Genomic DNA, 15,240 nt, shown 5'->3' with positions numbered 1-15,240 from the left:
CGTTGCGCCGGCGAGTGAGTAATACACATTGTCCAAATGCGTCCGCATTGAAGAACTTTTAATCAACTAAATAGCAATTATATTGTCTGGCTCGGCGCAATACCAAATTGTTTTTTATAGGCCCGGGAGAAGGTGGTATAGTCGGAGAAGCCGCTTAACTGGGCGGCCTTCAGGATGGGGGTGCCTTCGGAAATTTTTGTGCGGGCGAGAAGAAGGCGCTTGCTAATGATGTAGTTGTGGATGGTGTAACCGGTTTCCTCCTTGAATTTCCGCATCATGTGATACTTGCTCAGGTAGTATTTCCGTGCAAGGGTTTCAATGGAAAGATCTTCCGTAAGGTTGTGGTTAATATAACGTAGAAGCTCTTCTATCTGGGAATCACTGCTGTAGGAATGAGCGTCATAAATGTACTGCTTTTCCAGAAAAATGCGGTTTACATAAACCATGAACTGGGTGAAAAGAGCTGAGCCAAGAAGCTCGCTTCCAAATTTTTCGTCTTTCAGGGCAGCTTCCAGTTCGTAGAGAAGCTGCTTTAATTTTTCCTGAGTGTCAGAGTCCAGACGGATTAGATTGTAACTCCGGTCAATCGCCTTCTGAAAACAGCGGAGCAGTTCTGTGGATTTGATGTCGTCGCGGATCCATAGTACAAAACGTTCGTATGGAACCGAAAAATCAATTTCAGGTTTGTGGATGGCGTGACGGTTCACGAGGAGAATGTCCCAGGGCTTCAGGTAGTAGGACTTTCCCTCAATGTGGTAGGCTGCCTTTCCGGAAAGAAAGATGATCACCTTGTGAAAATCATGATAATGGTAAGAAAATTCTCGCTTGGTCTGGTCCTTGATGTGAAAAAGCCGGAAATCCTGCTCCAGATAGCCGGTTTTTTCAGTAGGTTCATTGAAAGAATTCATATGTTATGGCCCCTGTTTTAACTATAGTGTGTATGGAACCGCAAACTTTGCTTGCAGCTACGTTTGCGTAGCGTCATAATTCAATTCTGCGCTTGAAATATGACTTTATTATAAATGAAATACCGCATTTTTTGCAATATATTTCGCAAGTTATTCTATGTACATGGGAAAAATAAACGCTATACTGGATATATAAGATGTGATTTGAGAAAAAAGATCACGGGCGCTTCGTCAGAAAGGAATTGAAAACAATGAGAGACAGCATTATCATGACAAAATATCAGGGCTTTGGAAATGATTATCTGGTACTGGATGCGAAAAAAAACCAGCTTCAGCTGCAAGGCAAAAAAATTGCACTTCTTTGCCAGCGGGGATTCGGACTTGGAGCGGATGGTGTGCTTTACGGACCAGTTGACATTAACGGAAAAATGGGAATGCGTATTTTTAATTCCGATGGAAGTGAAGCTGCAATCAGTGGAAACGGTGTCTGTATTTTTGCAAAATATCTTATGGACAATGAGTATGTTACAGAGAAAAAATTTGCCATTGAGACCTTATCCGGAACAATCGAAGTAGAGTGTCTGAATGCCAGAGCGACAGAGTTCCGCGTAAACATGGGCAAAGCCTCTTTCCTTTCCAGAGAGATTCCGGTAACTGGCGAGGTGCGTGAGGTGATCGATGAGCCATTTACATTTAACAAGAAAGAATACAAAGCAACTTGTCTCACAGTAGGAAATCCACACTGCATTATTTTCATGGATCAGGTATCACCGGAAAAAGTAAGGGAACTGGGACCATATGTGGAAAATGCAGATGAGTTCCCGGAAAGAGTGAACCTGCAGATCTGCCGCAAGATTGACAAAGGAAATCTGGATATCGAGATCTGGGAGCGTGGCTCCGGTTACACAAAAGCTTCCGGTACAGGAAGCTGTGCGGCAGCCATTGCAGCCTACCGGAAAGGTCTGATGGAAAACAGAATCAATGTAAACCAGCCAGGTGGTATGATCCAGATCGACATTAAAGAAGACGGAACTATTTTTATGACAGGAACTGTTGGATATATTGCGGAGATGAGCGTGGCTGAAAGCTTTTTCTCATAGAAAGAAAATATGGTGTATGGCGCATCCAAACGGCCGTGTCTGTGTAGCAAAACGGCTGTTCTAAAACGTATTTGTGACCGCCAGAGGGCGCAAAATGCAGATATGGCAGAAAAGATAAATAAAAATGAAATTTAAAGGCTGCCAAAGGGAAATGATACACAGTATAATTTTTGTGCATCGCGTAGGAAGGCGGTGCAGCAGATGAAAAATCAGACAAGTCAATATGGCAGTTACTTAATTTTCGATGTACGAGAATCCAGGTATAGAAGTAAGAAGACTTCCGTGCCTGGATTTTTTTGCTGCAAATGAGTGTGCTGTCTGTAAGCGATGTCATTATATCTGAAGAGAGGAAAGTAATTAAAATATGGAGATAGAATCAGCTTGTCGGTATACGGAAGCCCACTCTTGTTGATAAAAAAAGTGCAATGTCTAAACTAAAAAAAGATAGACATTTCTAACGCGATTCTGTAAAATAAACAAAGGTTAGAAAATACTAATAATAGTTAAATGAGGAGGAAGAGGATGGCTGACAAAAAGTTATTAAGAAAAATTGCTCCGATCATTATGAGTGCAGCTGTAGCGATGACCAGTTCACCGGTTGGAGTAATGGCAGAAGATTTTACTTCTGGTGAAGTGTCTGTTGAGGTTTCTGATGAGACTATATATGATTCTGATGAGATTTCAGACGACTATGACGAATCATCAGAGGCTGACGATTCAGCAGATTTTGGTACAGACACAGAGGATGGTTTTGAATCTGGAGAAGCCGCAGAAGAGGAGTCTGGATTTGAGGACGGCGAAACCGGAGACACAGAAGATGCTTTTTTAGCAAACACTGAGGGCGAAACCAACAATGAAGCGGGAGCTGTGAAAACAGTGGAGGATGGTCAGATCGTACTGATGAACATTCCCTATGAAGCTTTTTACAGATCTGAGTTGAAAAACAATGATGTAAAAGTAGATGCATTTACATCCGCGACGAAAGCAAAAACAAAGATGGGCGGTGTGATGAATGGAAATGCTGCTTATCATACAAGCGCGGAAGGAAATGAACTTGCAGGTGTTACTTTTCCGGTAAAAGTGAATAAAGCTTCTGATTTGGAAAATTTTAAACAGATTACAGACAGCACTACTATAGAGATTACTACGAACATGAAAGGCCAGGTAAGTACTAATACATATACTGGTGCAGCGGCTCTTATTGAACAGCCAAGCTATACTTATTATGTTCCGGCAGAAACTCCTGCATATTACAAGGAAATGAGCGTAGATGAGAACGAAAATATTTCTTTTGGCGCTGTTCAGGGAATGTCCGAACAGAATGTTAGTGTGAATGCTGAATTAAAGCTTAATTCCAAATATGGAGATTATCAGCTTGAGCTGGATGAGACAGCAGTAAAGGCAGTAGTAAATGCATCTAATGGTGATAAGATTTATGGTGTAATCATCAATACAACAGACGGAACCACTTATGCACTCCGTCATCTTGAGAATATCTGGAAAGGAAAAGAACTTGCATGGAGCACCGGCTTTACAACAGAATCTCACGGTTGCCCAATAAGCTCTGACCACTACAAATCCATGATGGGAAAAACTATTTCCAGCGTAACGTACTATACGGATAAGGGGGAAATTAATTTTGATATTCCAGATACTTATGTTCCGGTAAAAACAGGTGTCAGTGCAACCGTTGACAACATCAAGGTAACAGATGCAGAGATTAAAGTTGAATTATCTGAAGCACTTCCATCTGATTATTCAAAGAAATATGCAGTTGATGATGTGGAAGCAGCGACAACAGAGACAGGAGTAAAGGTTACAAATCTTACACCTGGAACACATACTTTAACAATTTCGGATGCCAATGGAAAATATGCTTCCATCAGCACTACTTTCACAGCAACAACAGATGTTATGCCAGCTGCATACGATGAGTATGAGGGAAAACTGGTTGCTGCAGCAGACATTACAGCAGAGCAGTTTGCTGCATATACAAAGGCTGTTTCAAAAGTAAAAATTGGTGAAAAAGAGTATGATGCAAGCAAAAAAGGTTCTGTGAAAGTAGTTCAGGGAGACGGATCTCTTGATTACTCTAAAACAGAAGTAAAAGATGGAGATACCGTTACCGTAAGTGCATCTGGATATGCAGATTTCTCATTTGTTTACAACGAAAACGTATATGTATACGCAAGTCTTGCCTGGGCTGAATACTGGTCTTCCGAGGATGTATACAATGCAGGCTCCACAGCTTCTTCTGAAGAAAAAGACAGAAGAGGTGAGTCAGACCTTGGAGCATTTGATGCTGTGTCAAGAGCAACTGCAAACCATGGGCTTCACAGAGGAAGCTTCCAGGCAATCGCGGTTCTTAATGGAAAAACAGTTTCTCACTGGAGCGCAGACGGAAAAACAGTTTATTATGCCGATGGAACATCAGAAGTATTTAACCGGAACAATGTAACCGGATATACCGTAACTGGCCTGAAATATGTACCGGTTGAGATTAAGAGAGCTGACCTTGCTGCTTTTGCAGAAAGTCATGCAATTGTAAAAAATGGCGGACAGCTGATCGGCGGTTATGGCGAGAAAGAACTGAAATCCTATGAAGCCGTTGCAAATGTAACTGCAAATACAAATGGTTTGAAAAAAGCTACAAAAGCTGAAGATGGAAGCTTTGTAATCGGAGCAAGACAGAACGGAACTGAGTCTGGTATCAAAGATGCAGAGCTGAAAGTGGCAGACGGAATTACAGCAACTGTAAAGCCTGGAAATGGTTCATATGGTGAGTTCCTGAGAGTTGACCTGACTGGAAACTATGGCGATCTTGGTTCACATATGCAGTCTGTTGAGTGGGCATATTATGGAAATGATTCCACTTATACAAACAGACTTGCAAACTATGGAACAAAATTTGCAGCTGATAACTGGATGCATAAAATGATGGGTATCCAGCTTGGCCTTACAGAATCCGGAAGATGCAAGCTTCCGGAAGGAACTGACGGAACTGGTTACTGGATCCTTACTGTTCATGCCCTTGGATACCAGGATTACGTTGTAAAATTCCAGGCAAAAGCTGAGAATATTGCAAAACCTGCAGGTGATGCAGATTCCACACCACTGGAAAACATTATCGCAGAAGCAAAAGCCCTGAATGAGGCTGATTATACTCCGGAGAGCTGGGCTGCTGCAAAAGACAGCATTGCAAATGAGCTTGAAGAGTGTGAGGAAATGCTTGCAAATATTAAGAATCAGACAACGTATGGCGTAGAAGAGCAGATCGGACATTTAAGAGAAGCTCTTAACATGCTTGTAAAAGCTCCGGCTCCAACTGCAACACCGGCACAGCCGACTGCAACACCAGCCCCTGCACAGCCGACTGCAACACCAGTTCCTGCACAACCGACTGCAACACCAGCCCCTGCACAGCCAACTGCAACTCCTTCACCGACTGTAGCACCGGCCAAAGGAATTACAGCAACAGCAAAAGCTTCCACAATTTATACCAAAGGAAAAACCTCTACAACCATTACGGTTGTAAAAAATGATGTAACTGGAAAAGTTAAATTTAAATCCAGCAACAAGAAAGTAGCTACTGTTTCTTCTAAAGGCGTTGTAAAAGCGAAAAAAGCGGGAAAGACAACCATTACTGTAAAGGTTGGAAATTACACTAAGAAAGTAGTAATCCAGGTTAAGAAACCTTCTCTGAAGCTTGCAAAATCTTCTGCAACAATCAAGAAAGGCAAAACAGTAAAAATCAAAGCAACCGCAACACCATCCGGAAAAGTAACATACAAGTCCAGCAACAAGAAAGTAGCGACTGTTACTGCAAAAGGTGTTGTAAAAGGTAAGAAGAAAGGTACTGCAACCATCACTGTTACAAGTAATGGAGTATCTAAGAAATTCAAAGTAAAAGTAAAATAATTGGTAACCATTCAGAAGGTACTGAACAGTTACAATAATTGTTACAAAGTTTTTACTGGTAACAAATAAGACTTGTGTGAAACAAGGCAAAGGAACGGGGGCCGTTTTTAACAGCCCCTGCTTTTGCTTGTAAAGAGAAATTTAATTTGCTACATATTTTAACAGGAGACAGCATGAAAAAACGAGACAGTGATAAGAATCCTTTTGAAAAAAAGAATCTGGTGAAACTTGCTCCAGCAGCAGTGGTTATTGCGGCTGTGGCTGCAGCAGGTGCTCAGGCTGGCAGCAGTGGAAAAGAAGTGACTGCTGAAACCAGAGAGGTTGTAAAATCCCAGGATCTGGAATCGCTTCTGAAAACAGCCTATTCCTATGAGGCAGCAGATGACGAGGCAAAAGAGGAGAGTCTGCTGAAAGCAGGCAAAAATACATCATCATCTTCAAAGAAAAAAACCTCCAAAATTTCAAAGAAAAAAAGTGGTATAAAAAAAGGAAGCTCAAAGACCCTTCCAGTAAAAACGGCTGCATCTTCAGGGGTAGGTCAGGGCTCCACCACTACACCAACTACAGAAGTTCCAGAAGGCGGCTATAAAGATGGAACTTATCAGGGCAGCGGTACTGGCTTTGGAGGAACGATTACCGTACAGGTAACTGTATCAGGTGGGAAAATCACAGCTGTTGATATATTGAGTGCCTCTGGAGAAACAGGCTCTTATTTTGCCTCTGCACAGGGCGTTGTAAGTAAGGTTTTATCAAGCCAGTCCCCGAATGTGGATGCAGTCAGCGGTGCAACTTATTCCTCAAACGGGATTATCCAGGCAGTACAGAATGCCCTTTCACAGGCAGGAAACAGTGATTCTGCCACACCGGCTGCCACACCAACTCCAACGCCAAAACCTGCAAAGAAACCGAAGAAAGATACTTCTGTCAGCTATAAAGATGGCGTATATGAGGGACAGGCAGAAAGCTTTGATGGAATCGTAACGGTAAAGGTTACAATAAAAAATGGAAAAATCAAAAAAATAAGCAACACAAATACAGACACACCTGAATTTTTTAATAAAGCATGGAAAACAATCAAGTCCAATGTGATTTCCAGACAGAGTACTTCTGAAATTGATACTGTAAGTGGTGCAACATTTTCTTCCAATGGAATTCTTGGAGCTTTATCCCAGGCTCTTTCAAAGGCTGATCAATCAGGAACTACAGACTCAAAGGAAGAAGATATAACTCCAACCCCGACTACTGTACCTGATGAAACTGTAACACCAATTCCAACGGAGATTCCACATCCTACCAAGACTCCGGATAATCCGTCAGATGAACAGCCGGTTGTAAAGCTTTTGAAAGATGGTACCTATACAGGGTCTGCAATGGGATATTCTGGAAAGGTTAACATAACACTGACAATTAAAGACGGAAAAATTACGGAAGTAACCAATACAAACTCAGATACCAGAAGCTTTTTCAATAAGGCATGGAGATCCATACAGCCTAAAATACTGGAAAAGCAGAGTACAGAAGGAATTGACACTGTAAGTGGTGCAACATTTTCTTCTATGGGAATTCTGGATGCGTCCAAAATAGCATTGGAGCAGGCAAAAAATACAGAGGTACAGCCTTCAGTAACGCCAGAGCCCACTGAGGCGCCGGATTCCACCGAGAAGCCAGAACCCACAAATACGCCAAAGCCGACTTCTGTTCCGGAACCAACGACTGCACCGGAGCCTACAGCTGTACCAGAGCCTACTGAAACGCCAGCGCCAACTTCTGCACCGGAACCGACGGATACACCGGAGAATTCTGTGACGCCGGAACCGACAGCTACGCCAGAACCCACGCCTGTGCCTGCTGGTGCATATACAGATGGAACCTACACTGGCATTGGAGAAGGCAATGACGGACCAGACAGTGTACAGGTTACCGTAACAATATCCGGAGGACAGATTGTGGGAGCAACTTATTTTTCCTATGATGATGAAGAATATGCAGATACAGCCTGGGAGGGAATTCTTGGACAGGTTATGGGAAAGCAGTCCGCAGACAGTGTAGATACAGTATCTGGATGCACATATTCCTCCCAGGGATTTATTCAGGCATTTAGAAATGCATTAAATCAGGCAAAAGGAGCATAACCCATGAAATACCAGAGTTTTATTATGAGAGTTTTATGTCTGCTTCTGATCGTTGGTGCCGTCCTTGGCTACAACTCCATGCAGAAAAAAGATAGTGATACCGAAAAAGACCAGCAGATCGCCAGTCTGACAACCAGAGTGGAGGCCTTGGAAAAACAGCAGGATGAGATATTAAGTGCCCTTGAAGAGGCTGCAAAAGCGCAGGAAGAGGCGAAGAAAAAGGCAGAAGAGGAAGCGAAGAATCAGAAAGCCCAGACGGAAGAAGCGGCTTCCGGGGATGCTTCCGAGGACGCGAAAAAAGATGACAAGAATACAGATGAGACAGAGGCTGAGGACGCTTCTTCTGAGGAAGAAAGTGAAGATCTTGTCTACAAAAACGGGACCTACACAGGAGACGGCCAGGGCTTTGGCGGCAATATCCAGGTTCAGGTTACACTTGAAAATGACACGATTACAGACATTCAGGTGGTAAGTGCACCAGGCGAAGACTCTGCATACCTTTCCCAGGGACAGGGCGTGATCAGTACCATTCTGGCTGCCCAGAGTACAGATGTTGACACCATTTCCGGAGCAACCTTCAGTTCCACTGGAATTATCAACGCTGTAAATGATGCACTTGGAAAGGCGGAAAATCAATGAAAAAGAGACAGAGAAAAATCCGGCTGATCCGCGCCGGCATCCAGCTTCTGTTTTTCATTTTTGCTCCGGCACTTTTTTCCACAGCATTCGCAGGCGTGAAGTCCGTTTTTCAGGCAATCGCAGCACATCAGGCAATCAGCTGGAATTCCTTTCTGGATGTGACTGCTGTGCTGCTGGTGGTAACCTGCCTGTTCGGACGGCATTTCTGCGGATATGCCTGCGCATTTGGTTCCCTTGGGGATGCATTGTACGAGCTGACTGTGTTTATCCGCCAGAAGGTTTTTCATAAAAAAGGCCGTCACGGATACTCAGAAAAAGCCATCCGCATTTTGCAGAAGGTGAAATATATCTGGCTTCTGGTGCTTCTTGTATCTATCCTTACCGGCTGGTACAGCAAGCTTCAGGGCATGAGCCCCTGGGATGTGTTTTCCATGCTCACCGCTGGCAGACTTCCCGGTGCTACCTACAAGGTGGGGATTGTGCTGCTGATTCTGCTCATGATCGGAATGTGCACTCAGGAAAGATTTTTCTGCCAGTTCCTCTGCCCAATGGGCACAATTTTTGCTATAATGCCTATAGCGCCCTCTGCGCTGTTCAACCGTGACAGAGGCACCTGTCCGGCGAAATGCGGAGCCTGCAAAAAGCGCTGTCCTGCTCATCTGGACATTGACGGTGATACCCCTCTCTCAGGAGAATGTATCTGCTGCCACGCCTGCCAGGGAATCTGCCCGAAGAGGAACATCCGGATCGGGATTCCGAAGGCGAAAGATGAGAGCCTTTTTTAAACACGAGCTGGGAAAAGATGGGCGAACGCTATTGGAAAATAAGAGAAAATAAAATCAGAAAGAACAGGATATGAGTAAAAAAAGAAGTAAAGTAAGATTTCAGAATGAAGTCGATTTAATTAAGGTACATTATAAAAAGCAGTCCAGAGGTCAATCACTTACCTGCTTGGATATGTTTAATGGGAGAAGGCATTTGAGAAAGAGAAGTGCGGCAGGAATCCTCTGCGGCAGCCTGCTTCTCACTGTCATTTCTGCAATAGTACTGGGAAAAACAATTACAGTTGTTTATGCATCTGACATAGAAAAATACACCAACGCAGATTTCGCAATGGACACGGTAGTTTCCGAAACCCTTTACACCTCAGGCGCGGACATCAATACCCAGATTGGTGAAAAGCTCCGCGAAATGGAAACCACCCTCCTTTCCTGGACAGAGGAAAACTCCCAGATTTCCCAGCTGAACAATGCTGATGGCAAGACCATGGAAGTTTCTGATGATCTTGCCGCCGACCTTGAGAAAATCCGCCAGCTTTCCCAGGATTCCAACGGTGCTTTTGACCCCACCCTTGGAAAAATTATCCGCCTGTGGGACATTGCCGGCGAGAACCCTCATGTCCCAGATCAGTCCGAAATCGACACCCTTCTTCCCGAAGTGGGCTACGAGAAAATTCAGGTGGACGGAAACAATGTAACCCTTCTTGATGGCTGTACCCTGGATCTTGGTGCCGTTGGAAAAGGCATGGGCTGTGATTTGATCATGGATTACCTGCAAACCCAGCCAGATGTCTTCGGTATGATCCTGAACCTTGGCGGCAGCAGTGTCATGACCTACGGCGAAAAGCCCGACGGCTCCTCCTGGAAAGTAGCCCTTACCGATCCCCGTGACACGGAAGGCGACTATCTTGGAGCCATCACCCTGGACGCCAACCAGTTCCTTTCCACCTCTGGTGACTACGAAAAATACTTCATAGAAGATGGAATCCGCTACCACCACATTCTGGATCCAAAGACCGGCTATCCTGTACAGAACGGTCTCACCTCCGTCACCATCGTCTGCGACCAGGGTTACCTGGCCGACGGCCTCTCCACTGCCTGCTTCGTTCTGGGTCTGGACGCCGCGAAACCTCTTTTAGAGAAATATGATGCAGAAGCCGTATTCGTTGATGAAGACAAAAATGTGTATGTGACAAGTGGATTGATGGATAAATTCGAATTAATGAAAGACGGATATGTAGTAAACGAATTATAAGTTGTCCATGATAAATTCATAGAAAATGATAACTTATGGAATAGCAAGAAGAGCTCCCGACGATAGTTCAAAACTATCGTCAGGAGCTCTTTTTCAATCAACAGCATTTGGGCTGAATATATTCCTAAGCGGGGCATTCAAGGCGCGCCTTTAATGGAGCGGAGATCCACTGCTTACGAAGACTTAACATCGAAGGCTCTCCTGAGATGTTTAGTCGCAGTTAGCAGTTAGCTCCGCGGAATGTTGCGCCTCCCCGCGTGGAATATATTCAGCCCAGATGCGTACGGTGGTAACATATTACGGAATCCTCTTAAGCACTTCCTTCGTCAGCACTCCAATCAGCAGTCCTGTAATCACTCCCGACACCATCAGCGCCGGAGCATAATAATACAACAGTCCCACCGTATGCGTTGCCGGAATCGCCACCAGCAGCTGACCGATGTTATGGGAAACGCCACCAGCCACACTTACACCCAGCTGCCCGAATCCAATCTTATTTTTCACAAAAACCATCACAATCAAACTAAGGGTCGCCCCCGCCAGGCTATACATAATACTGGAGCCGCTTCCAAACATAAAACCGATAATAAAAATTCTCACAATGGAAACCAGCGCCGCTTCTTTCCACGTATACCTCTCCAGCACAAAAAGCACCGCCAGATTTGCAAGCCCTAGTTTCATTCCTGGAATTCCCGCAAAAAACGGAATCAACGATTCCACATACCCGAAAATAATGGCAATGGCTGCAAACAGCCCAAGATACGCTGTCTTTTTCTGATTCATCACTTACACCACTGCGTCAAATCCACTTTCGGAATCCTGTGAATCTGAATCGCCCTCTCCCTGAATGACTACTCTGTTTGGCAGGCACACAATATATCCGCCTGCACTGCCCACTGCCGGCTGCTTCATGCAAAGATGATCCGGGCAGTCCGCCTCTGTCATCTTTACCTCGCCGTCCTTAATTTCACACACATTGGTATCCCCAATCTGGATCACCTGATCCTCCGCCAGTGAATAAGTCCCATAAAGTTCCCCATCCACCGTAATCTGGATCGACCCATGAGTTCCATGTGGAACCGCATAAACAAAAATACAAAGCACCACTGAAATAACCAATAGTGCACCAATAAATACCGCTTCTTTCTTCTTCAAAAATGATACCTCTTCATTAATAGCTTTAACCAAAATCATCATATCATAGAACCATGTTCCACAAACGAACCATTAGTTTATGATATAAGAAATACAGAGATTTTTCAACCTATTCTAAAATCCATTTTTGAGAAAAAATCGCAACAGAGAGAATGACTGTTATTCACAGAGGAAACGGTAACGGGTGGCTGTTCCTTTCCACACCGCTTTTTATTGTAATTTCCCACGGAATATGCTATTGTATAGTTTGAAAGTCTGTGTGCCGTGCGGATCGCGGGAATGATTTTTCAAACACGTTCCAGGCCGGCGGCATTGTTGAAGAAATGTAACGATTCAGAAAACACTGGACAGTTACACAGAAATATTAGAAAGAAGGTGAAGCTATGGTTGAATTAGACCAGTTCAAGAGCATTCTTGCAACATACACAGAACCATTAGTGGAAGTGAGGGATTCACTTTGACCTGGCTAACAAAGAAAAGCGGGTTGAAGAATTAGAGCGTGAAATGGAAGCGCCTAATTTCTGGGACAATGCAGAAATATCCCAGAAGAAAATGAAAGAATTAAAGAGCATGAAGGACGACATGGAAACCTATCAGAATCTGGTAACCCAGAAAGAAGATATGGAGACCCTGATCGAGATGAGCTATGAGGAAAATGATCCGTCCATGATCGAAGAAATCCAGGAAATGCTGGATGAGTTCCAGGCACAGTTTGACAGTATCCGTGTGAAGACACTTCTTTCAGGAGAGTATGACGGCGAGAATGCCATTATCAAACTGAATGCAGGAGCTGGTGGAACAGAAGCCTGCGACTGGTGCAGTATGCTGTATCGTATGTATACACGCTGGGCTGAGCGCAAGGGCTTTTCAATTGAAGTTCTGGACTATCTGGACGGCGATGAAGCTGGTATAAAATCTGTTACGTTCCAGGTAAACGGAGAGAACGCATACGGACTTCTGAAGTCTGAGAAAGGTGTTCACCGTCTGGTACGTATTTCCCCGTTCAATGCGGCTGGAAAGCGCCAGACCTCTTTCGTATCCTGCGATGTAATGCCGGATATTGAGAAAGATCTGGACGTAGAAGTCAATGATGAGGACATCCGTATTGATACCTACCGAAGCAGTGGTGCCGGCGGACAGCATATCAACAAGACCTCATCCGCTATCCGTATCACTCATTTCCCAACAGGAATCGTGGTACAGTGTCAGAATGAGCGTTCCCAGCATATGAATAAAGATAAGGCTATGCAGATGCTGAAAGCGAAGTTATATCTTCTGAAACAGCAGGAAGCAGAAGCCAAGCTTTCCGGAATCCGAGGCGAAGTAACGGATATCGGCTGGGGCAACCAGATCCGTTCCTACGTTATGCAGCCATATACCATGGTCAAAGATCACCGTACCAATGAAGAAACCGGAAATGTAGATGCAGTTATGGATGGTGCCATTGATATCTTTATTAATGCATATCTGAAATGGATCGCACTTGCGAAGAGACCTGCAGAGCAGCAGTAAAAGCATGCTGCTGTTCACGAAGTAACGGTAACAGGGCAATGCCAGTTTCCGGATTATGTCTGGATACAGCGGCTGTAATGGCAGAGATTTGCAGGGCGCAGTGAAAGTGGAAGGAAATGCAGGATGCCAAAGACAACAGATAAGAATAAATATTTTGTAGTAAAAGAGCGGGCTGTGCCGGAAGTGCTTCTGAATGTAGTTGCAGCGAAGAAGCTTCTGGAATCAAAGCGGGCAGTTACAGTTCAGGAAGCTGCAGACGCTGTGGGAATCAGCCGAAGCTCTTTCTATAAATATAAAGATGATATTTTTCCCTTCCACGAGGAAGCCAAGGGAAAGACCATCACTTTTATTATACAGATGGATGATGAGCCGGGAATTTTATCCAATGTTCTTCGGGCTATTGCGGAAAATCATGGCAATATTCTGACTATACATCAGAGTATTCCCATCAGTGGTATTGCCACTCTTACCTTAAGTGTGCAGATCCTTCAGGGAGAAGGGGATGCAGAGGCAATGGTGGATGACATTGAACAGATGGAAGGAATCCATTATTTAAAAATTTTAGGCAGGGAGTAACGGACAGATGATAAATATTGCAGTGTTAGGATATGGCACAGTTGGAAGTGGTGTAGTAGAAGTCATCCGCACCAATCATGAATTGATTAACAAAAGAGCCGGGGAAGAGATTAAGATCAAATATGTACTGGATCTTCGTGAGTTCCCGGGAGATCCGGTAGAAGAGATTCTTGTTCATGATTTTGAGCAGATCGTAAATGATCCGGAAGTTAAAATTGTAGTAGAAGTAATGGGAGGAACCGGTGCTGCCTATACTTTTACAAAAAGAGCACTTGAAGCCGGCAAGAGTGTGTGCACCTCAAATAAAGCTCTGGTTGCCAAATACGGTCCTGAGCTTATGGAAATTGCAAAAGAGAAAAAGATCAACTTCCTTTTCGAGGCAAGCTGCGGCGGTGGAATCCCGATCATTCGTGCCATCAACGGTTCTCTTACCGCAGATGAGATCGATGAGGTCAGCGGAATTCTGAACGGAACTACCAACTATATGCTGGATAAGATGATCACAGAAGGTGCTGATTTCAATACTGTTCTGAAAGAGGCTCAGGAAAAAGGCTACGCAGAGGCTGATCCTACCGCTGACGTGGAAGGACAGGACGCATGCCGTAAGATTGCCATTCTTTCCTCTCTGGCATATGGAAAATTCCTGAATTTTGAAAATGTTTATACAGAAGGAATTACAAAGATCACACCAGAGGATATGGAATACGCAAGAGAAATGGGCAGAAGCATCAAGCTTCTTGGCACAAGCAAGAAATTGGGAGACGATTCCTTCTACGCACTTGTAGCACCTTTCCTTGTTGGACAGGATAATCCTCTTTATGGCGTAAAAGGTGTGTTCAACAGTATTTTTGTACATGGAAATATGCTTGGCGATGCCATGTTCTATGGAAGCGGAGCTGGCAAGCTTCCTACTGCCAGTGCAGTTGCAGCAGACGTTGTGGAGGCTGCAAAGCATCTTCATGACACCATTCCGAATAACTGGAGCAATGAAGAGATGACCCTGATGGAGCCGGATTCTGTAGAAGGCCGTTTCTTTGTCCGTGTGAAGGATACTTCCCTGGATGAGGTGGATAAGGCTTTTGGTAAGGTTGAGGCTGTGATCGAGCCGGATTCCCTTCCGGAAGAATTTGGTTTTATTACCAGACTTATGACACAGGGCGAGTACAAAGCGCGTGTGAAAGCGCTTGGAGAGAATGTTCTGGGCATGATCCGCGTGAAAGACTGATAACATGAAACCGCAGTTATTCAGGTAATGGGCAGCTGCGT

Annotated in this window: 12 protein-coding genes; 9 read left to right on the top strand and 3 right to left on the bottom strand. The window is 44.3% G+C overall.

The annotated features are described in order from the left end of the window. Nucleotides 1-77 precede the first annotated feature (77 nt). On the bottom strand, nucleotides 78-908 hold the full coding sequence (locus AB5Z12_RS02865) for a helix-turn-helix domain-containing protein (protein WP_368356736.1): 831 nt from the start codon (nucleotides 906-908) through the stop codon (nucleotides 78-80). 251 nt (nucleotides 909-1,159) lie between these two features. Here AB5Z12_RS02865 and dapF point away from each other — a divergent pair, with 251 nt between their 5' ends. The 6 genes from dapF to AB5Z12_RS02835 all read left to right on the top strand — a co-directional run bounded on the left by dapF (nucleotide 1,160) and on the right by AB5Z12_RS02835 (nucleotide 10,731). Beyond that, entirely contained in the window at nucleotides 1,160-2,008 is an 849-nt protein-coding gene (dapF, locus tag AB5Z12_RS02860) for a diaminopimelate epimerase (RefSeq protein ID WP_173716553.1), read from the top strand. Nucleotides 2,009-2,530: 522 nt separating this feature from the next. Continuing rightward, nucleotides 2,531-5,926, top strand: a complete 3,396-nt coding sequence (locus tag AB5Z12_RS02855) for a penicillin-binding Tp47 domain C-containing protein (RefSeq protein ID WP_368356737.1) — start codon at nucleotides 2,531-2,533, stop codon at nucleotides 5,924-5,926. Between the two features lie 173 nt (nucleotides 5,927-6,099). After that, the gene (locus AB5Z12_RS02850) at nucleotides 6,100-8,058 is read left to right on the top strand and encodes an FMN-binding protein (RefSeq protein WP_264467151.1); all 1,959 of its coding nucleotides are present in this window, start codon (nucleotides 6,100-6,102) and stop codon (nucleotides 8,056-8,058) included. A 3-nt stretch (nucleotides 8,059-8,061) separates the two neighbouring features. Continuing rightward, the gene (locus AB5Z12_RS02845; protein ID WP_227200255.1) at nucleotides 8,062-8,697 is read left to right on the top strand and encodes an FMN-binding protein; all 636 of its coding nucleotides are present in this window, start codon (nucleotides 8,062-8,064) and stop codon (nucleotides 8,695-8,697) included. Beyond that, on the top strand, nucleotides 8,694-9,482 hold the full coding sequence (locus tag AB5Z12_RS02840; RefSeq protein ID WP_294423272.1) for a 4Fe-4S binding protein: 789 nt from the start codon (nucleotides 8,694-8,696) through the stop codon (nucleotides 9,480-9,482). The genes AB5Z12_RS02845 and AB5Z12_RS02840 overlap by 4 nt, the downstream gene beginning before the upstream one ends. A gap of 193 nt (nucleotides 9,483-9,675) precedes the next feature. Beyond that, nucleotides 9,676-10,731 (top strand): FAD:protein FMN transferase, encoded by a 1,056-nt coding sequence (locus tag AB5Z12_RS02835; protein WP_227200252.1) that lies wholly within the window; start codon nucleotides 9,676-9,678, stop codon nucleotides 10,729-10,731. 297 nt (nucleotides 10,732-11,028) lie between these two features. Here the strand turns inward: AB5Z12_RS02835 and AB5Z12_RS02830 are convergent, their stop codons facing one another. Further along, nucleotides 11,029-11,514: a Gx transporter family protein gene (locus tag AB5Z12_RS02830; protein ID WP_148461028.1), complete on the bottom strand. Its 486-nt coding sequence runs from the start codon at nucleotides 11,512-11,514 to the stop codon at nucleotides 11,029-11,031. A gap of 3 nt (nucleotides 11,515-11,517) precedes the next feature. Continuing rightward, the gene (locus AB5Z12_RS02825) at nucleotides 11,518-11,886 is read right to left on the bottom strand and encodes a NusG domain II-containing protein (RefSeq protein WP_226815079.1); all 369 of its coding nucleotides are present in this window, start codon (nucleotides 11,884-11,886) and stop codon (nucleotides 11,518-11,520) included. A gap of 383 nt (nucleotides 11,887-12,269) precedes the next feature. Here AB5Z12_RS02825 and prfB point away from each other — a divergent pair. From prfB to AB5Z12_RS02810, 3 genes are all read left to right on the top strand, one after another. After that, nucleotides 12,270-13,398, top strand: a protein-coding gene (gene prfB, locus AB5Z12_RS02820; RefSeq protein ID WP_368356738.1) for a peptide chain release factor 2 whose coding sequence is annotated in 2 segments (ribosomal slippage) — nucleotides 12,270-12,344 and nucleotides 12,346-13,398 — 1,128 coding nt in all. Because the reading frame shifts where the segments join, the coding sequence is not laid out codon by codon here. 123 nt (nucleotides 13,399-13,521) lie between these two features. Continuing rightward, nucleotides 13,522-13,974 carry an ACT domain-containing protein gene (locus AB5Z12_RS02815; protein WP_173735268.1) on the top strand — a complete coding sequence of 151 codons (453 nt, stop codon included), beginning with the start codon at nucleotides 13,522-13,524 and terminating at the stop codon, nucleotides 13,972-13,974. A gap of 7 nt (nucleotides 13,975-13,981) precedes the next feature. Continuing rightward, nucleotides 13,982-15,199 carry a homoserine dehydrogenase gene (locus AB5Z12_RS02810; RefSeq protein ID WP_173735267.1) on the top strand — a complete coding sequence of 406 codons (1,218 nt, stop codon included), beginning with the start codon at nucleotides 13,982-13,984 and terminating at the stop codon, nucleotides 15,197-15,199. The last annotated feature ends 41 nt before the right edge of the window (nucleotides 15,200-15,240 follow it).

Source organism: Ruminococcus sp. RTP21358st1_G6_RTP21358_211008 (assembly GCF_040908885.1).
GTDB classification, from domain to species: Bacteria; Bacillota; Clostridia; order Lachnospirales; family Lachnospiraceae; genus Blautia_A; species Blautia_A faecis.
Note: the sequence above shows the minus strand (reverse complement) of the source record. Positions and strands in the feature narration are given on the sequence as shown.